The sequence below is a fragment of the Enterococcus casseliflavus genome, assembly GCF_029215545.1.
Taxonomy (GTDB): Bacteria; Bacillota; Bacilli; order Lactobacillales; family Enterococcaceae; genus Enterococcus_D; species Enterococcus_D casseliflavus.
Genome location: NZ_CP119393.1, coordinates 3,135,816 through 3,155,712, shown reverse-complemented (window position 1 = coordinate 3,155,712; position 19,897 = coordinate 3,135,816). Strand labels below are relative to the sequence as shown.

Below are 19,897 nucleotides of genomic sequence, written 5' to 3'. Positions count from 1 at the left end.
AAACATGTTTAAAAACTAGGAGGACATACAATGGCTAAGACATTGGAAAAAGAAGTGACAATCGACGTACAAGCAATGATTGACGATTTAGCAACGAAGGCAAATGTGGCGTTAAAAGAAATGGAAAGCTTTGATCAAGAAAAAGTGGACCACATTGTTCATGAAATGGCAATGGCAGCATTAGACAAACATATGCCTTTAGCTAAAATGGCAGTAGAAGAAACTGGCCGTGGTATCTATGAAGATAAAGCGATCAAAAACATGTACGCTTCAGAATATATTTGGAACAGTATCAAACATGACAAAACAGTCGGCGTGATCAATGAAGACAAACAAAAAGGCTTGATTGAAATCGCTGAACCAGTTGGTGTCGTTTGTGGGGTAACACCAACAACTAACCCAACATCTACAACGATCTTTAAAGCAATGATCGCTTTGAAAACACGTAACCCGATCGTTTTTGCTTTCCACCCATCTGCACAAAAATGTTCAGCAGAAGCTGCACGTATCGTTCGTGATGCAGCCATCGCTGCTGGGGCACCTGAAAACTGTGTGCAATGGATCGAACATCCATCAATCGAAGCGACTGGCTTATTGATGAACCACCCAGGAATTGCGATCGTATTAGCAACTGGTGGCGCTGGCATGGTCAAAGCAGCATACTCAACTGGTAAACCTGCATTAGGTGTTGGACCAGGGAACGTACCTGCTTATATCGAAAAAACAGCGAAAGTGAAACGAGCAGTCAATGACTTGATCGTGTCAAAAACTTTTGATAACGGAATGATCTGTGCCTCTGAACAAGCAGTGATCGTTGATAAAGAAGTCTATGCCTCTGTGAAAGCAGAATTTGAAGCACATCAAGTATATGTTGTAAAAGCAAAAGAATTACAAAAACTTGAAGATGCCGTGATGAACGAAGGGAAATATGCCGTAAATCCAGCAATCGTTGGTCATTCAGCAATGGATATCGCGAAATTAGCAGGCATCAACGTACCAGAAGGAACAAAATTATTGATCGCTGAACTTGACGGTGTCGGTGCTGATTACCCACTATCAAGAGAAAAACTTTCTCCAGTTTTAGCAATGATCAAAGCAAACAACACAGAAGACGCGTTCGAAAAATGTGAAGCAATGCTTGATTTAGGCGGATTAGGCCATACAGCGGTGATCCACACTGAAAACGAAGACTTGCAATTAGCATTCGGCCTACGCATGAAAGCTTGCCGTATCTTAGTTAATACACCATCTGCAGAAGGTGGTATCGGAAATATCTACAACGAAATGATTCCATCATTGACACTTGGTTGTGGTTCATACGGGAAAAACTCTGTATCACGAAATGTTTCTGCTGTGAACTTGATCAACGTGAAAACTGTAGCGAAACGGAGAAATAATATGCAATGGTTTAAATTGCCACCAAAAATCTTCTTTGAAAAGAACTCTCTAATGTACTTGGAGAAAATGGAAAACGTTGAACGTGTCATGATCGTTTGTGACCCTGGTATGGTTCAATTCGGCTATTGCGATACGGTTCGTGAAGTACTTGCTCGTCGTAAAAATGACGTGAAAATCGAAGTCTTCTCTGACGTAGAACCAAACCCATCAACAAACACCGTTTACGCTGGAACAAAAATGATGGTTGATTTCAAACCAGATACAGTGATCGCCCTTGGTGGTGGATCAGCAATGGATGCTGCCAAAGGCATGTGGATGTTCTATGAGCACCCAGATACTTCATTCTTCGGCGCGAAACAAAAATTCTTAGATATCCGTAAACGGACATACAAGATCGACAAACCAGAAAAAACGCAATTCGTTTGTATCCCAACAACGTCTGGTACTGGTTCTGAAGTAACCCCATTTGCGGTTATCACTGACAGTGAAACACACGTGAAGTACCCATTAGCTGATTACGCATTGACACCAGATGTTGCAATCGTTGACCCTCAATTCGTAATGTCAGTACCTGCTTCTGTTACAGCAGACACTGGAATGGACGTTTTGACTCATGCGATCGAATCTTATGTGTCAGTAATGGCATCTGATTACACTCGTGGATTGAGCTTACAAGCAATCAAGTTAGTCTTTGACTACTTAGAAAAATCAGTGAAAACACCTGATATGGAATCTCGCGAAAAAATGCATAATGCCTCAACAATGGCAGGTATGGCCTTCGCCAATGCATTCCTAGGTATTTGTCACTCAGTAGCCCACAAAATCGGTGGTGAATATGGTATTCCTCACGGACGTACAAATGCGATTCTTTTACCGCACATCATCCGTTACAATGCCAAAGACCCACAAAAACATGCAATGTTCCCTAAATATGACTTCTTCCGTGCCGATACAGATTACGCAGACATTGCGAAATTCTTAGGCCTTAAAGGCAAAACAACGGCTGAATTGGTTGAAGCATTGGCAACAGCTGTTTACGAATTAGGACAATCTGTGGGTATCGACATGAGCTTGAAAGCGCAAGGCGTCACTCAACAAACACTAGATACAACAGTTGATCGCATGGCTGAATTGGCTTACGAAGACCAATGTACAACAGCAAATCCAAAAGAACCACTAATCTCTGAATTGAAACAAATCATCGTTGATGCCTATAACGGCTAAACAATGAATCAAGAACACCCTGCGGTATCTTAGCTGCCGTAGGGTGTTCTTTTGTCGTCTCTTTTTTTGGAAAAGTAAGCCGACAGTTGCCGCTTCCTTGCCCAGATCAGTTAAGAATGCGAAAAATAGCAAGTGAACAGGGGGGATCATAAAAAAGGAGTGGATTTCTCCACTCCGTAAAAGTCTCGTTTTTTCAGGATGTCACCAAGGCTGCTGCTTTTTTTGCTTAAACAGATATACTCGTTACTTGCTGCCGTTTTTCTTCAAGCGTAGCATCTGGAAGCTTTGTTTTTCCAAGACGACACGCAAAATGCCGTCATTCAATTCCGCTGTTTTTCCATTGACGGGCACAACGTTGTTCGGGGTTGCTTCGGTATTGACGGCATGCAAGTCTGGATGGTGCAAGACTTGATGGGTAGCGATTTGCAATGAATCATATTGACGCAAGTCGCAAGTGAATTCATTGGCATCCTGCAAATCCTTATTTACTAAGAAAAAGGTCAAATAGTCATCTTCGTTTTCGATCGCAATGGCATCCACATAAGAAGCTTTTCCGTGGCTGCTATCGAAATCAGCCCCTCGAAGAATACTATGCAACACGTGACCGCGACCATAGTTGCTGATCATTTCATAGGGATAAAAAATCGTTTGTTTCCAAGCGGCAGTATCGGAAGTCATGATCGGTGCGATCACGTTGACCAGCTGTGCCATGCAGGCGATTTTAACGCGATCTGCGTGATGAAGCATCGTGATCATCATGCTTGCGACGAGTAACGCATCTTCAAAGTGATAGACGTCTTCTAATTGTGGTGGGTGTTGACTCCAAGGTTCAATTTTTTGATCCTGTTCATTTGAGTGATACCAGACGTTCCATTCGTCGAAGGAAATATTGATCGTCTTCTTGCTTCGGCGTTTGGCTTTCACTGCATCACAGATTGCTGCGACTTGACTGATGAACTGATCCATTGCGACATTGCTTGCTAGATAATCTTGGCTATCGCCGTTACGGTTGCCATAATATTGGTGCATGGAAATGTAGTCGACTTGATCGTAACAATGACTTAATACTGTATCTTCCCACATGCCAAAGGTCGGCATCGTGAGAGAAGAACTACCACAAGCGACGGTTTCGATCGTTGGGTCCACCAAACGCATCGCTTTGCCAGCTTCTTCTGCGAGACGGCCATATTCATCGGCTGTCTTATGTCCTTCTTGCCAAGGACCGTCCATTTCATTGCCTAGACACCAAAGTTTGATGTCATGAGGATCGGCCACCCCATGGGCACGACGGAGGTCACTATAATAGCTGCCGCCTTTTAAATTGGTGTATTCGATCAAGTTTTTCGCTGCTTCGATTCCTCGTGTCCCAAGATTGATCGCCATCATCGGTGCCGTATTGACTTGTTTGGTCCAATCCATAAATTCGTTTAAGCCGAACTGATTGCTTTCGATTACCCGCCAGGCCAAATCAATTTTTGCTGGCCGTTGCTCTTTAGGGCCGACGCTATCTTCCCATTTATACCCAGAGACGAAATTGCCTCCTGGGTAACGGACGATCGGCACATTCAACTGCTTGATCAAGGCAGCGACATCTTGACGAAAGCCCTGATCATCGGCAAAAGGACTTTCTGGTTGATAGATCCCTTCGTACACACAGCGCCCTAAGTGCTCCACAAAAGAGCCGTAGATCCGTTTGTCGACTGGTGCCAAAATAAAGTGTTTGTCTAAATACATCGTAGTTTTCTTCAATTTTGCAACCCCTTTCTTTTCTTTCATTGTAGCGATAGTCCATGAAAATAAACACTACATTCTGTCTTATTCTATTGACGTTTTGTCCGTTTTCTTTATACTAAAGTCAAGTAGGAAGGAGTGAGAAGTTGAACGTAACCTATTCAGGATTTCAAATGCACAATGCTGTTTCCGATCATATTTATCGACCCTCTGGCTTAAAGCATTATCTTTTCGTGTTGACGTTGTCTCCAATGGTTTTCACTTTTGAAGATGGTCATCAAGAAACTAGTGAAAAAGGTAGCTGCATTCTTTTTCCTCCAACCGTCTATCAAGATTATCGTGGCAAAGAAGATTTTTTTAATAGCTTTGTTGAGTTTCAAACGGATCAGGTGATCGAAGAAACCTATGCGATCCCTTGTAACCAACTGTTCCAGCCGAAAAATATTCAACAAATCAACAAATTGATCCAAAAGATCAATCATGAATCCTTGTTGCCACAACGGCACACGGAAGAATTGATCGCGGCGTATATGACAAATCTATTGGTCTTACTTGAACGCAATTTTGAAGAAAGCATCCCGCAACCACAAAACGAACACTATCAACTGTTTCAAGCGATGCGGTTGAAAATGTTAGTCAATTGCGAACAGCAATGGGATTTTTACCAGTTTAACCGAGAGCTTTCCATCGGTAAAAGCCAATTCTATAAGCTCTATCAACAATTTTTTCATACCACGCCCAAAGAAGATTTATTGCAAGCTCGGTTTCAAAAGTTTTTTTATTTACGCAGCAACGAAACACTAACGATTCGAGAGGCGGCGTTTCAATCTGGGTTCCAAAACATCAACCATTTTAATCGGCTCTTTGCGAAGCGCTATGGCTGCGCACCGTCAAAGTACCAACAGGAGCAATAGGCAGGTCTGATCGGTAAAAACGCAGAAAAAAGTCCGACGAATTCTTGACGGATGAAAGAGAAAACGGGACAATGTCATTAGGAGGTGGCGTATGGATACAGAAACGATCGTAAGCGAACTTTCTAAACGTTCAAGTGAAATGGAAGCGCTACAAAGAAAATTGAGTCAAAGCCAATTAATGAATAATGAAGCGGCACAAACGTTCATTTTTGACTTAAAGGATTATTTAGATAGCTTAAAGCTCGTAACAGATTTAGTACCGTCAGCGGCCACTACAACAGTGGAAGTTGACCAGTTGTCGTACGTCTTAGGTGAACAAAATCAAAGCATCCAGCAGCTGCTGGTTATTTTGGAAGAAGCCGAAGCAAATGACGACCAGCGCTTTTTCGGCAAAAGTGCGGGAGAAGTGCGGCGGATGATTGGCAGTCTGTCTGGGATCCTGGAACTAAACGGTCTGTTGCTGCAAGACAATCGTGGCTTTCAGCAAGTCGTGAAGGAAACTGGACCGCTTCAGGTGACTGAAACAAAGGAAGTCCCTGAGAAAAAAGGGTTTCTCCAAAAGCTTTTTGGGAAATAAGCACTGATCGTCGATCAAAACATGAATCACTTGTACCCAAAAAACGGCACTTCACAATACGTGAAGCACCGTTTTGTGGTACAAGTATTTTTTTGCTTTTTGCCAATAGAGACGGAGGGATCAGAAGGTACCGATGCTGAAACCTTAGACTGAAATCGAACTTCTGGGGGGACATTCTTCAATCCCGTAAATCAGAAAGGTGTTTTCGGTAGCTTTTCTACTAGCATTTGCCAGTAATTTTTTGCTAGTAGCTAAGCTGAATGGTTTTTCTCTGATCCCCTTGGCTCATTGCTACTTTGTCCGCTGTGATAGTGACATCAAAGGGTGGAATCTGATCAGAAAAGGCATTGCCTAAACACGCAACGAGCCATTCCTGTTGTCCGGCGAGAACGGTTTTGCTTATTTGAGGGATGACTGTTCGACTATAAAGTAGATTCGTGTTGGGTTCTGGCATCAAGAGGGTACCTTCTTGATGCGTCGGGAAGCTTTTGATACCGACACAGCCAACCGAGCTTTGATAAAAGGTGCCTTCTTTGCTAGAAAGCGCAGCACCATCAGCTGGTGCTGCAAAGCTGCCATTGACCAGTTGCAACCTTCGATCCGTTTGAATCCGATGGTAACGCAGATGCCAAGGATACATCGGAATCACAAAGGTTTCGATGACGACCTGCTCGTAGGGGCGCCAGCGACTATAGACGTAGTCATCTTTAATCGCAAAGGCTTCGTAACCAAAAGCTGTTTTAAAATCCGTCTGCCCCTCTGAGATCGCCAATGTATTATCATAGGCACCTTGTTTCAATAAAACGGTTGCTTTCGGTACGCTAAACCCAAACGTTGTCGAATAGACAAACTTTTCGTATTTGGCATTGCCGTGAGCATGTTCGTGGGAATGTTGCCCCGCAGTGAAAGCTTGCAATTCTGTGCCTTCTTGGTTATGCACCAAAAGCATCCGACTATGCGGATTGCGCACCGGTGTGGCAAAGGTTGGCACCTGCTCCTCAAGCGTCCAAAATTCAGCATCCGCTGGGATGGCCAATACACAGAAATTTTTGAAAGCCCAATAAGGCGATCCTGGTGCGTTATAGCCTTCAGCCATATTTAGGTTGGGGTAGGCATAGCCAATACTTAAAAAGCCTTCTTGCGTAAAGATTGGTTGGCGAAACCAGTAACGCATGTTTTGTAACAGTAAATATTTTCCTTCATTTTTTGTGAAGCCTTCATATTCTATATCGGCGAAAGCACCGACAGCAAAGAAACTTGATTGCGCAAACCGATACGTTAGACTACGACCAAAAGGCAATGCCGCACCGGTTTTCGTGAACCACTGTTTAAAGGATTGCGCAAACGTAGCGGCTCTTTGACGGTAGCTAAACTGATACGGGCATTGGGAACGACAAGTAAGAACACTGTAAAGGAGTCCGTAGTATTGCATCCCAAAAGGAATATAATAGTCGATTTGGTTTTCATAGCCATCAAAATACCAGCCGTCTGCTAAGTAATACCTCTCGATCTCTTCTTGATCAGCCAAAAGGGTGGTTTCAACAAAAGGCAATGCTGCCATTTCAAAGAAGGTATTAACTAAAATCCGAAAGAAGAGCCAATTGGTTTTAGGGATCGTGTGCTGATTGATCTGATTGAGCCAATCAAAGAGATTTGTTTGCTCTCTTGGTGTGAGGAGATCCCAAAAGACGGGTTTGGTAAAAATCAAATAGCTAGCAAGGGCACCCATTTCCACAAACAATTGGTCGTAGTCATGCAGTTTTCCCCAGTACTCCTGAGAGGTCGGGGTGGTGCCTGCAACGATCCCGGCATTGGCTTGTTGAAAAAGTTTTGGGTAACGAAGGCACGCTTCTTCTTGGCTGAACAATGGGCCCAATCCCCAGAGTGTCCGTAAAAAGCCTTCGACGTCACTCTTTTCCTGAGTGTACACTGCTCCTGAATTTCCTAGGTGGACCCTCCCGGGAGTTCCTTGTTGTGCCATACATTCGTATACGGGAGTGACCAGATCAACAAGGGCCTCTTCTAGATCGGTTTTGGTTCGAAGAGGGTTCTTACTTAATGCTTCTTGGAAGTTTCTCATGTAAACAGCTCCTTTTATTTGTTATTTTACTTTATTTAGTAAAATAAAGAAATGGAAACTGTTACATTTTTCGATTTTAAGTAAAAAAATAGTAAAAAATCGCTGGAACCAGTTACATTTTTTTGTCGACATCGCTATAATGGAGAAAATACGAGAGGAGCTACATGCAATGACCCAGATTTCCTTAACGATTTATGACCAAAAGCATCAAGTAAAAAAAGGCAAACGAACACCTGAAAGTGAACCTACCCTTCTTCAAGCGTCGGCGGAAGACTTTGTCACGTTGGCATCCCAAGAGTATTGTTACGAGGACGGAGATAAAATCGTTGTCTCGCTCTCACGCAGTGGACAATTTGTGTGGGTCACACTCGATGAAACGCTGGCGACTACTTTGGTGTACATCAAAGGCAACGAGTGGATCTACCCCGTACATCTTAGTGAAAATGCCAAAGAAGCCGCACCAGAAGGCCGTTTTGCTGGGAAAAGCCATTATTTGAGTGTGCGGGTAGCAACAAAAGAAGAACTAGCGGCTTACCGCAACGTCGCCTTAAACCCTCATGATCAAAAAGAATTCTTGGGTGCCTATCCGCATGCCCATGCCAATGTTGAAACAAGAGATGATGCGACGTTTTTCGCTTGTAACGCCATTGATGGTATTTTTGCCAATACGTCTCATGGCAATTATCCCTATGGCTCATGGGGGATCAATCAACAAGCAGATGCCGCTTTGACGATCGACTTTGGTCATGAGGTCCGCATCGACCAATGTGCGCTTACGTTACGGGCGGATTTTCCCCATGATAGCTATTGGCAACAAGTCACGTTGGCGTTTTCCGACGGGAGTCAAGAAATCTTGCAGACGGTCAAAAGCAGCCAGCCTCAACGGTTTTCTTTCCAGCCGCGAACGGTCACTTGGGTGAAATTGCATGAGCTGATCCAAAATGACGATCCCTCACCATTTCCAGCGTTGACCCAAATCGAAGTCTTCGGACGCTCCATTCAGGAGGAAAACGCGTGAATCCAGCAGATGTAAAAGAAGAAATTTTACAGGCGGCACAGGCTTATCTTGAGACTGGTGAGATTCCCTATTTGCCTTATCAAGGCTATCAAGAGTATCTCGAATCGGGGAATCGTGTTGCCTTCGAATCCCATTATTTTGCCCGCCGACGGATGTTGGTGGTTTTAGGACTTGCTTATGAAATGGAGCGTAAGGCAGCGATCAAAGTGCTGTTGGAGCAAGTGATTTGGGAAATCTGCAATGAATATACATGGTGTCTGCCAGCGCATCTGCCGATTGTCGATGGTCAGTTTTCTTCGCAAGCGCGCCACACAGTCGATCTTTTTGCAGCTGAAACTGGGCAATCCTTAGCAGAGTTGTTTATGTTGGTTGGGGGAGACCTTTCACCAGTCATCACAGAGCGAGTGTTGTATGAGATCGATCAACGGCTTTTTTTACCCTTCGAGGAGCAAACCTGGGAGTGGGAGACAAAAGAGAACAATTGGTCCGCAGTTATTGGTGGCTGTCTTGGAATGACGGCGCTCTATGTATTGCCGAGAAAAAGCGAGCGACAATTGCGGATGATCAAACGATTGGATACTGCGATGCAAAGCTATCTCAACAGCTTTGGCGAAGATGGTGCTTGTGTAGAAGGCGTCGGTTACTGGGCGTATGGGTTTGGTTATTTTCTGTATTATGCGCAATTGTTGGCAGAAGTATTGCAAGAAGATACCTACCTAAAGCAGCCTAAAACCAGAAAAATTGCCGCTTTTCCTTATTACACGATGATTTCTCCAGGGCATTACATTCCTTTTTCTGATTATTCGGCGATCGAACTGCCTAGCGGCTTGGTCAGTTATTGCTACGAGCATTTGGGCGTGGCGGTTCCCCAATTATCGGGGGTCAGTCCGTTAGATTTTGATCCTTGCTACCGGTTTGCCCACAGCTATCGAAATTTGTATTGGCATAACGAAGCGATCACACGAGAAACGAATGCCTCGTTTCATCACTATTTTGAACAAGCACAGTGGTTCATGGCAAAAGATGTGCAACAGGATCTTTTTTTTGCTGCCAAAGGGGGGAGCAATCAAGAAAGCCACAATCATCTCGATGTCGGTCATTTTGTATTAGGAACGACAGAGGAGTTGTTTCTGACGGACCTTGGTGCAGGGGAGTACACCAAAGAGTATTTTGACGAGAACACGCGCTATCACTACTTTCCCGCAGCCGCAATCAGTCATTCGCTGCCAATCATCAACCAGCACACCCAACGCCCAACAGCCGAGGAAGCAACGGTGCTACAGGTTAATGACCAGCAATTTGACTTAGACCTCAGTGTGTTCTATCCGAAAGCAGCGGTCACTGAATACCAGCGGCGCTTCGTGGTCTCGCAGCAACAAGTAACGATCGAAGACCATTTTGTCTTTGACGAGCACCAACCAAAGAATCTGGTGGTGGAAAACTTTATTACGAACATAACACCAATGGTGCAAGATAAGACCGTTCAACTAATGACAAAAAAAGCACGCTGTGTTCTTCGTTTTACCAGTGATAAGATCCAAATACAGCCAGTCACTTATCATGACCACCATGGTGTACAGGCACAAGCGTATTTGATCCAAGCCGAATACGCGCTTGAGCAGACAGGGAAAATCAAAACGACCATTAAAATAAAAAAAGGGTGAGAAGGATGCGGTGCTTCCTTGCAATGACGTTGATCAATGCAAGAAGACACCGCAGCTTCTCAGCCTTCTTTTGGTTTTGCGGTAGATTGACGAATCACCAGCTGTGTACTTAAAAAGATGCGTCTGGCGATCCCAGGATTTTCGATGCGGTTATAGAGTAGCTCTAACCCCGTTTCACCCATCTCTTCAGTAAATGCTTGGACTGAAGAAAGGGGTGGAGAGACATAGCGGGACACCGAAATATCGTTGATGCCCATAACACTGATGTCTTCAGGAATCTTGATTCCATGAGCCGTTAACGTATGGATGACCCCGATCGCAAAGGCATCATTGGCTGCCAAAATCGCAGTCGGCAAGCGGTCTTGCCACAAAGCCAAAGCCTGCTCCGTTAATTCTTCCCCCGTTTGGACATCCAACCGACTATTTTCTTTCACGATGAAATAATCCTCATCAAACAGCTGATAATGCTGCATCATATCGACATAGGTGTTGACCGTTGGCGTTTTGTACCGCCGATACCCATACATATTTTGACTTTCCTCGGCGCCGATAAAGGCGATTTTTTGATGACCAAGTCCCATCAAGTGAGAAAGAGCCAACTCCGTTGCTTGCGTAAAATCGGTATTGACAGAATCGTAGTCATCCAGCGGAAAGTTACTGCCAATCACACAGAGGTTGGGGTGTAGCTCATGGAGTTTCTTGACCCGCTCTTCTGTAAACTTGCCGATTGCCAGTAAGCCGTCGACGGACTGGATCACTGACTCATCAAGGTTGGAGATTTTTAACAGATCACAACCCAGTTCGGCGGCGCGTTTTTCCACACCCAAACGAATCGACATATAGTAAATGTCTTCTAATTCTTCATCATCCATCCGCCACTGAACGATCCCGATCGATTTGTTGTGTTTTTTTGGTACATCCACTGGTAGTTCACGCTGCTTTTGCTTGTTTTTGTATTTCGTATAATTTAGTTTTTCAGCTGCCTCGAAAATCTTTCGTTTGGTTTCTTCGGTCACTGAAAGACTAGGATCGTAGTTCAGAACCCGTGATACGGTTGATATTGATACCTCAGCTATGGTCGCTATGTCGGTAATCGTAGCCATAGAATCCCTCCTCCAATGCTTCTCCTCTTCAGTATATTTCTTTTTAGTAAAAAAACCAAGAGAGAAATTGCCTTCAAGTAAAAATTTTACTTTTTTTAGGAAAAACTATTGATTATTTTCCTAAAAAAAAGTATGATTTGAAATGAAGAAAGCGTTTTAAAAATGAGGGTGGCATGAATGAAGTGGATTAATTCGTTATTTATCCTGGGTCTACTTATAGGGTTGACTGCTTGTTCTTCAAATGAAGCAACGCAGACGCAAGCATTTTCCCAAAGCAGCGAAAAGCAATTAAAAGAACGAGCGCTTTGTTATTCTGACGAAGATTTTTCGCAAGGTGTCGTCCCGTTGCATGAATTCGTGAAGCTATCTGGCACCATCGTAAAGAGTGATGCGAAAACAGCAGACATTGAGAAAGGGGATCGATTTATTCTAGAAACAGCGGCTGGACAGTACCAAGTATTCAATGAGCAAAGTCAACAACTGAAACTGCAAGATGTGGTGACGGTCTACGGAGAATATTATGGTTTTATTAAAGCGACATTGATTGAAAGGAAGGATGCGGATGCAATCACAGAAGCTGCAGCAATTGAAAAAGAATAAATTTGAAAGTTATGAAGATGTAGCAGCCGGCTTCAAAACGATCATGGATCAACTCAAACCCGCTTTTGCAAGCAGTCGTCCCGGTCATTTGGCTTTAGGCAGCCATGGGACTGTCTATGAGAAAGAGGTACAGGAACTTGAAGCGTTCTTGCGACCGCTTTGGGGACTCGCGCCTTATCTAACCCAGCAAGAAGATTCATTCATGGAAACCTATCTCTCAGGAATTATTGCGGGTACAGATCCAGAGAGTCCCGATTATTGGGGTGTTGTGGAAGACTTCGACCAACGAATCGTGGAAATGGCTTCGCTAAGTACCTTTTTACTATTAAATAAGGAAAAAACGTGGGATGTTTTATCCCAACGCCAAAAAGATAATCTCCATGCGTGGCTGATCCAAGTCAATCAACGAGAAATTCCCGCAAACAATTGGCATTTCTTTCGGGTTCTCGTCAATGTAGCCATGAAGCGTTGTGGCAGCAGCTTTTCCCAAGAAAAGATCGATGCTGACTTGGCATTGATCGAGACCTTTTATTTAGGGGAAGGATGGTACTGTGACGGAGTAGCCACTCAAATCGATTACTATGTATCTTTTGCGATCCACTACTATAGTCTTCTGTACTGTCGATTTGTCCCTGAGGATCTTGAAAGGGGAAGGAAGTTCAAACAACGAGCCACCGAGTTTGCTCAAACCTTCAAGCATTGGTTTGCAGCAGGTGGAGCTGCCGTTCCTTTTGGTCGAAGTTTGACGTATCGCTTTGCGCAAGTTTCTTTCTTCAGCGCATTGGTTTTTGCGGATGTTGAAGCATTGCCATGGGGAGAGATCAAAGGGTTGATCAGTCGTCACCTGCATCAGTGGATGCAGCAAGACATTTTTACTTCCGAAGGGATACTGACGGTCGGCTATTCGTACCAGAATCTGATCTTTGCCGAAGGCTACAATGCACCAGGTTCACCTTATTGGGCGTTAAAAATCTTTCTTTTGTTAGCGGTACCAAAGGAGCATCCCTATTGGCAAGCCACCCCAGCGCCATTAGTGATCACTGAAAGAACACTGGCTCATCCCATCAGTAAGAACTTTTATCAACACAATCAAGACTTGACCCATGCCTTGATGTTTCCTGCAGGACAATGTATCAACTATCAAAGTCATGCCAGCAGCAAATATAGCAAATTTGTCTACTCAACGACGTTTGGCAATAGCGTGCCCAAGAGCAATTATTGGTTTTATGAAGGAAATTATGACAACACATTGGCTTTATCAGAAGATGACCATTACTTTCGCACCAAAGGATTGGATCGCCAGTATCAGCTTTTACCTGATCGGATCATTCATGAATGGAATCCATGGGAAGACGTCCAGATAAAAACAACAATCATTCCACTGATAGGCAGTCACCTTCGCATTCATGAGATCAATTCTCAGCGCGCCCTTTCTTTCTATGAGGGTGGGTTTTCATCACCGAAAGAGGCAACTACCATCACTGAAAAAACCGCAAGCAGCGCTGCGGTACGAACATCGATCGGCTATTCGAAAATCGAGGCGATCGCTGGCTATGAAACGAGCGATGTCATACGAACGGAGCCAAATACGAACCTCTTGTATCCTGCAACGTGGCTGCCGTATTTAACTGCTCAACGACAAGCAGGAAAGCACCTGTTCGTTTCCCTCGTCACCGGCTTGCATCCACAAGAACAAGAACAAGCAGTGACCGTCGAAGTGACAACAAACAACATTACGATCAATCAATCCGGACATATGATCCAGGTTGAGCGAATAGGAGGAAAAAATGGAAACCAGCTATGACGTACAGCTATCACAATGGGTAGCCGAGCAAATCGACTTCACCGTTAATCAAGTAAGAAAGAATACTAAGACCTTTGACACGTTGGTCCCACCTGCAGCAAGTGAACAGCTTGTCTATCGACCAGAAGCCAACCATGATTGGACGGCGAGTTTTTGGACTGGCATGTTGTTTTTGAGTAAAGAACTGACGGGATCAACAGAATTTGATGAAACCATCGAAAAACAACTGCACTCTTTCCAAGAACGATTGGACCAAAGAATTGGACTAGAAACCCATGATATCGGGTTTTTGTATAGTTTGACTGCGATTGCCGACTATCGAGTGAACGGACGGGAATCTTCGAAAAAACTCGCGATTGCCGCCGCCGATCTATTGATGGCCCGTTACTCACCCAAAGCCCAGATCATTCAAGCGTGGGGCAATCTCGATGATCCGCAACAACGAGGGCGCATCATTATTGATTGCTTGATGAATTTGCCGCTATTGTATTTTGCTTCCCAAATGACGGGGGATGAATCCTACAAACAAGCAGCCTATGCTCATGCCAAGCAGACCCAGAAATACATCGTGCGAGACAACGCCACGACGTACCACACCTATTACTTCGACGTTGAAACTGGAGCGGCGATCGGCGGCAATACCCAACAAGGCTATGCCGATGATTCCTGCTGGGCGAGAGGGCAAGCGTGGGGAATCTACGGATTTACGCTGAGTTACCTTTACACCGGTGATACCAGTTTCTTGAAGACTGCTCAAGACCTTGCGGATTACTTTATTGCTGAATTACCGGCGGACAAGGTCAGTTATTGGGATTTAGTGTTTAACGATGGTAGTCAGGAAGAAAGGGATAGTTCGGCCGCCGCCATCGCAGTCTGTGGCTTGCTAGAACTGGCGAAACATTTACCGATCACGCAGCCAAACCAAGCCGCCTATCAGGAAAACGCCTTGGCGATCTTGGCGTCGTTAGCCCAAAACTATACAACGATCGACCATCCCGAATCAAACGGACTATTGATGCATGGGGTTTATGACAAGAATTCCCTCAAAGGGGTCGATGAATGCATGATCTGGGGCGATTACTATTACATGGAAGCGCTGATGCGGGTGTCACAAAGTTGGTATTCCTATTGGTAGTTTTAGGGGCGACCCTTTAAAAAAATGTTTAATGGAGGAATGAACATGCACTTTTTGAAAAAAGGTTTATTAGCAGTAACGATGTTTGGGACAATCGCAGCCTTGGCAGCGTGTGGAGGCGGAGCGACAGATGATTCCGCTGCTTCTGAAGATGGCGACATCAAATTGACCGTAACCACTTGGAATTACGATACGACACCTGAATTCGAAAAACTATTCCGTGCCTTTGAAGAAGCGAATCCAGGCATTACCGTTGAACCTGTCGATATTGCTTCAGATGATTATGATACCAAGCTAACGACGATGCTCTCTTCAGGAGATACGACAGATATTTTGACCATGAAAAATTTACTTTCTTACTCTAATTATGCGTTGCGGGACCAATTGGTGGATCTCACCGACCATATCGGATCATTGGATATTGCCCCAGCGCAAGAAAGCTATGACATGTATGACGTAGAAGGCAAAACCTATGCACAACCGTATCGGACGGATTTTTGGGTCTTGTATTATAACAAAAAAATGTTCGATGAAGCAGGCTTAGACTACCCATCAAACATCACCTGGGACGAATATGAGGAGCTTGCCAAGCAGCTAACAAAACCAGACGAACAAATTTATGGTGCGTATCAACACACGTGGCGTTCCACTACCCAAGCGATTGCAGCTGCCCAAAATGGCGCCAACTTGATCGATCCTCAATACGACTATTTAGAAGAATATTATGATCGTGCATTGCGGATGCAAGACGAAAAGGCGCAAATGGACTTTGGGACAGCAAAATCAACGAAAGTTACGTACCAATCACAATTTGAAAATGAAAAAGCAGCCATGATGTACATGGGAACTTGGTATATGGGTGCATTGATGACCAATATCGACGATGGCAAGACAGATGTCGAGTGGGGTATTGCGGAAATGCCGCAAAATGAAAAAGGGGAAGTAACGACATTTGGTTCTCCGACTGCTTTTGCCATCAATAAAAATTCAAAACATCAAGAAGCCGCGCAAAAGTTCTTAGACTTTTGTTCTGGTGAAGAAGGCGCCAAAGTATTAGCAGAAGTCGGTGTCGTTCCTTCGTATAAGACTGACGCCATTGATGAACTTTACTTCTCCCGTGAAGGCATGCCCGCCGATGAAGTATCGAAAAAAGCCTTCAATCCAGAAACCGTCGCGATCGAGTTTCCTGTCGATGAAAATGGACCAGCGATCGACAAAATCTTGCAAGAAGAACATGACTTGATTCTTGTAGGGGACGAAACACCAAAAGAAGGCATTGCGAATATGGAAAAAAGGGTGAAATCTGAAACCGAATAGTCCTAACGAGAGAAGGGACTTGGGCAAAAAAGTTCCTTCTCTTTATTAATGAAAGGGGGCCTGCTGGCAAGCAGCAGGAGACAAATATGGAAATAACCTCAAAATCAAAAGCAGCCAATAAGTTGAAACGCAAAAATACGCTAACCGCGCTGTCTTTTATTGCACCGAACTTTATCGGCTTTTTCTTATTTACCTTAGTGCCCGTTGTGTTCTCATTGATTCTGGCTTTCATGGAATGGGATTCCTTTAGTTCGCCTGAATTTGTGGGAATGAAAAATTTCAGCAAAATGCTAGGGGACGACACCTTTTGGATCTCGTTAAAGAACACCTTTCTCTATACGATTGGCGTCGTTCCATTGACGTTAGTATGTTCCTTAGGCTTAGCGATTTTATTAAATAAAAAAGTACGTGGAATGAAGTTTTTCCGTACGGCCTTCTTCTTTCCTTATGTCACCTCGTTAGTTGCGATCGCTGTCGTGTGGAACATGTTGTTTCACCCAACGATGGGACCAATCAATCAGTTTTTGAAATTTTTTATTGAAAATCCTCCTGGTTGGACCTCCAGCTCTGATTGGGCTTTGACGGCGATCATCATAGTCAGCGTCTGGCGTGGCATGGGGTATTACATGATCTTATACTTGGCAGGGTTACAAAGTGTGCCAAAGGAATTGTATGAAGCGGCTTCGATCGATGGCGCCAACAAGTGGCAGCAGTTTCGCAACGTGACGTTGCCGTCCTTGCGACCTACGACCTTCTTTGTTTCGATCATGCTGGTCATCAACTGTTTCAAGATCTTCGATTTGGTCCAAGTCATGACTGCCGGCGGACCCGGTCGAGCCACCAATGTCTTGGTGTATCAAATTTACAACGAAGCGTTTGTGAAATTTAATTTTGGTTACGCATCTGCGATCGCCATGGTCTTGTTTGTGATCGTTTTGGGCATCACGGTGATCCAGTTTAAGTGGAACCAAAGACAAGAACGGGTGTAAGGAGGGAGTACAGATGGAAAATACACTGAGTAAAAAGAATGTTCAAGCCAAACCAAAACAAAAAGCCAAGCTGTCGGTCGGCAGTGTCTCCTTGATTCTTTTATTAACATTTCTCGCGTTAGTGACACTGATCCCGTTTCTCTGGATGATTTCTGCTTCTTTTAAGACCAATAACGATGTTTTTAGCGTACCGATCCAATGGATTCCAAAAAGTTGGCACCCAGAAAACTATACGGTGATCTGGGATCGCATTCCTTTGCTGACTTTTTTCAAGAACACAGCATTTTTGAGCGTCATCATTACCTTGATTCAACTGTTTACCTCTAGCTTTGCGGCTTATGGGTTTTCGAAGATGCATTTCAAAGGACGCGACCTGTTGTTTCTGACATACATCGGTACGATTGCGATTCCTTGGCAATCCTATATGATTCCTCAGTTCATCATGATGCGCCAGTTCGGGCTGACAGACACGCTTTGGTCTTTGGTCCTCTTACAAGCCTTCAGTGCCTTTGGCGTCTTTTTGTTGAAACAATACTATAGTAGTATTCCTGACTCATTGTGTGAAAGTGCGCGGATCGACGGCCTGAGTGAGTGGGGGATCTATCGAAAAATCATTCTACCACTGACGAAGCCCGCTTTAGCGAGTCTGACCATCATCACCTTCGTCAATACATGGAACGATTATATGGGACCATTTATCTACCTCTCCTCAACCGAAAACAAAACCATTCAGTTAGGGTTGAAAATGTTTGTCGGCTTATATGATGCCGAGTACGCCCTGATCATGGCAGCATCTGTGGTCTCCATTTTGCCAGTAGCGATCGTCTTTTTAGCAATGCAAAAATACTTCGTAGAAGGAATCGCTACTTCGGGAATGAAAAATTGAGGTGATCAATCATGTTTACCAAACCTACCTTTGAAAACAATCTTTACATGCGGATCTTCCGCTGGCTATATATTGGCTTTGCCCTGAATATCAGTTTTTGGGTCGTGAATACACCCTACACCCTCACGGCAATGTTCTTGGCAGTCGATCCTAGAAACCTCCTTTGGTTTGCATTGGCACTCTTGCTGATTGGTCCAAGCATGATCAGCCTCCTGGCTGCGATCGATCGCTTTGCAGAACACAAAGACATCGATCCAGTAAAAGATTTCTGCTACTTTTTACGAACCTTTGCCGTGCGCGGGTTTCTCTATTGGCTCATCGGCTGGCTGGGAAGTGTCATTGCGATCGTGGATATTCTGTTTGCGGTTCAATTTGAAAGTGGCAAATGGCTCGTTCCTTTCTTTCTTTTGTTAGGGATGCTTTCCATAGCTCTAAGTATCAACGCTTGGTACTTCCAAGTGCGTAATCCAAAAGCCGCTAAGAAAGATGTCCTGCGTACCGCACTTTTCTTCACTTTGAAAAAATGGCCTGTTAGTTTGTTAGCAACCTTTTTGTTTGTTGCCGTTTTTGTCGCCTTGATTTTGAAGCCGCAATTTGGCTTTACTCTTTTTCCAGTCCTTTTTTTCGGACTCCTTTATTTAAACTTACGGAAATTTCAGATAAAATAGAAAGAAAGTCGTCTACGAATAAAGGAGACGACTTTTTTTAGGAGAAAGGGGGGCTTGAAGATGGCAGAAACAGTCACACTTCAACCGATTACGGAAGAAATGATTGCTGAACTTTGGTCGATCAGCTATGGGCCTAAGGCAGATTTAGAATGGAAAAAATGGGACGGACCGTATTTCCAAGACCCCGTGTTGACGTGGGAAGAATTTCGAACGGGGTTTGGTGCTAGCTGCATCGACAACCCGTTACGTAAAGCGATCAGCTATCAAGGAAGAATCGTGGGGATCGCGACCGCTTACTGGGAAGACAATACCTTGCAGCAGTGGTTGGAATTCGGGATAGCCATCTATGATGCTTCCCTTTGGAATCAAGGGATTGGCAGCCAAGCAATTCGCCAGTGGATCAATGAGTTGTTTGAATCACAGCCTCATATCCAGCGTGTCGGTTATACCACGTGGTCGGGCAATCACCGCATGATGAAACTAGGAGAAAAGCTAGGGATGACCAAAGAAGCCCAGATCCGCAAAGTCCGTTTCTGGGAAGGCACCTATTATGATTCCATCAAGTATGGCATCTTGCGAGAAGAATGGGCACAGCAGAAGTGAAGGTAGGGGATGCGACAGCCAATGTCGTATTCCTTTTTCTTTTTTACAACAAATCAAAAAAATTTCTAGCATTACAGACAATAACCATGTACTATCTCTATGTAATACTTTATAATAATTCCAATGTACAGATTAGAAATATTTTAAAAAAGTCGGGAATAGCGTTTGAAGTTCATTCTCAATTAG

Annotated in this window: 16 protein-coding genes; 13 read left to right on the top strand and 3 right to left on the bottom strand. The window is 44.2% G+C overall.

Going from position 1 to position 19,897, the window contains the following annotated elements:
* Positions 1-30: 30 nt before the first annotated feature.
* Positions 31-2,622, top strand: a complete 2,592-nt coding sequence (adhE, locus tag P0G38_RS14840; RefSeq protein ID WP_008376050.1) for a bifunctional acetaldehyde-CoA/alcohol dehydrogenase — start codon at positions 31-33, stop codon at positions 2,620-2,622.
* Positions 2,623-2,865: 243 nt separating this feature from the next.
* Here the strand turns inward: adhE and arfA are convergent, their stop codons facing one another.
* Positions 2,866-4,398 (bottom strand): arabinosylfuranosidase ArfA, encoded by a 1,533-nt coding sequence (gene arfA, locus P0G38_RS14835; protein ID WP_201691255.1) that lies wholly within the window; start codon positions 4,396-4,398, stop codon positions 2,866-2,868.
* A 101-nt stretch (positions 4,399-4,499) separates the two neighbouring features.
* On the opposite strand from arfA, the gene P0G38_RS14830 reads away from it, so the two are divergent.
* Positions 4,500-5,267, top strand: a complete 768-nt coding sequence (locus P0G38_RS14830; protein ID WP_081117124.1) for a helix-turn-helix domain-containing protein — start codon at positions 4,500-4,502, stop codon at positions 5,265-5,267.
* Positions 5,268-5,358: 91 nt separating this feature from the next.
* Positions 5,359-5,844, top strand: a complete 486-nt coding sequence (locus P0G38_RS14825; RefSeq protein WP_005227363.1) for a hypothetical protein — start codon at positions 5,359-5,361, stop codon at positions 5,842-5,844.
* Positions 5,845-6,088: 244 nt separating this feature from the next.
* On the opposite strand, the gene P0G38_RS14820 is transcribed toward P0G38_RS14825, so the two are convergent.
* Positions 6,089-7,924, bottom strand: a complete 1,836-nt coding sequence (locus tag P0G38_RS14820) for a DUF2264 domain-containing protein (RefSeq protein WP_275852629.1) — start codon at positions 7,922-7,924, stop codon at positions 6,089-6,091.
* A gap of 169 nt (positions 7,925-8,093) precedes the next feature.
* On the opposite strand from P0G38_RS14820, the gene P0G38_RS14815 reads away from it, so the two are divergent.
* Both P0G38_RS14815 and P0G38_RS14810 read left to right on the top strand, forming a co-directional pair.
* The gene (locus P0G38_RS14815) at positions 8,094-8,942 is read left to right on the top strand and encodes a hypothetical protein (RefSeq protein WP_121260118.1); all 849 of its coding nucleotides are present in this window, start codon (positions 8,094-8,096) and stop codon (positions 8,940-8,942) included.
* Positions 8,939-10,606 carry a heparinase II/III family protein gene (locus tag P0G38_RS14810; RefSeq protein ID WP_275852622.1) on the top strand — a complete coding sequence of 556 codons (1,668 nt, stop codon included), beginning with the start codon at positions 8,939-8,941 and terminating at the stop codon, positions 10,604-10,606. The genes P0G38_RS14815 and P0G38_RS14810 overlap by 4 nt, the downstream gene beginning before the upstream one ends.
* A 59-nt stretch (positions 10,607-10,665) precedes the next feature.
* On the opposite strand, the gene P0G38_RS14805 is transcribed toward P0G38_RS14810, so the two are convergent.
* Entirely contained in the window at positions 10,666-11,709 is a 1,044-nt protein-coding gene (locus tag P0G38_RS14805; protein WP_005232137.1) for a LacI family DNA-binding transcriptional regulator, read from the bottom strand.
* Between the two features lie 177 nt (positions 11,710-11,886).
* On the opposite strand from P0G38_RS14805, the gene P0G38_RS14800 reads away from it, so the two are divergent.
* The 8 genes from P0G38_RS14800 (at position 11,887) to P0G38_RS14765 (ending at position 19,711) form a co-directional block, all read left to right on the top strand.
* Positions 11,887-12,309 (top strand): hypothetical protein, encoded by a 423-nt coding sequence (locus tag P0G38_RS14800; RefSeq protein ID WP_016609650.1) that lies wholly within the window; start codon positions 11,887-11,889, stop codon positions 12,307-12,309.
* The gene (locus P0G38_RS14795; RefSeq protein WP_275852617.1) at positions 12,272-14,113 is read left to right on the top strand and encodes a DUF2264 domain-containing protein; all 1,842 of its coding nucleotides are present in this window, start codon (positions 12,272-12,274) and stop codon (positions 14,111-14,113) included. The genes P0G38_RS14800 and P0G38_RS14795 overlap by 38 nt, the downstream gene beginning before the upstream one ends.
* Complete coding sequence (locus P0G38_RS14790; protein WP_016609652.1) at positions 14,097-15,248, top strand: glycoside hydrolase family 88 protein; 1,152 nt, start codon at positions 14,097-14,099, stop codon at positions 15,246-15,248. The genes P0G38_RS14795 and P0G38_RS14790 overlap by 17 nt, the downstream gene beginning before the upstream one ends.
* Positions 15,249-15,293: 45 nt before the next feature.
* Positions 15,294-16,565 carry an ABC transporter substrate-binding protein gene (locus P0G38_RS14785; protein WP_086294521.1) on the top strand — a complete coding sequence of 424 codons (1,272 nt, stop codon included), beginning with the start codon at positions 15,294-15,296 and terminating at the stop codon, positions 16,563-16,565.
* Positions 16,566-16,651: 86 nt separating this feature from the next.
* Positions 16,652-17,554: a carbohydrate ABC transporter permease gene (locus tag P0G38_RS14780; RefSeq protein WP_005232126.1), complete on the top strand. Its 903-nt coding sequence runs from the start codon at positions 16,652-16,654 to the stop codon at positions 17,552-17,554.
* Between the two features lie 13 nt (positions 17,555-17,567).
* Entirely contained in the window at positions 17,568-18,440 is an 873-nt protein-coding gene (locus tag P0G38_RS14775; RefSeq protein WP_005232123.1) for a carbohydrate ABC transporter permease, read from the top strand.
* Positions 18,441-18,451: 11 nt separating this feature from the next.
* Entirely contained in the window at positions 18,452-19,108 is a 657-nt protein-coding gene (locus P0G38_RS14770) for a YesL family protein (protein ID WP_010748767.1), read from the top strand.
* A gap of 60 nt (positions 19,109-19,168) precedes the next feature.
* Complete coding sequence (locus P0G38_RS14765) at positions 19,169-19,711, top strand: GNAT family N-acetyltransferase (RefSeq protein WP_010748768.1); 543 nt, start codon at positions 19,169-19,171, stop codon at positions 19,709-19,711.
* The last annotated feature ends 186 nt before the right edge of the window (positions 19,712-19,897 follow it).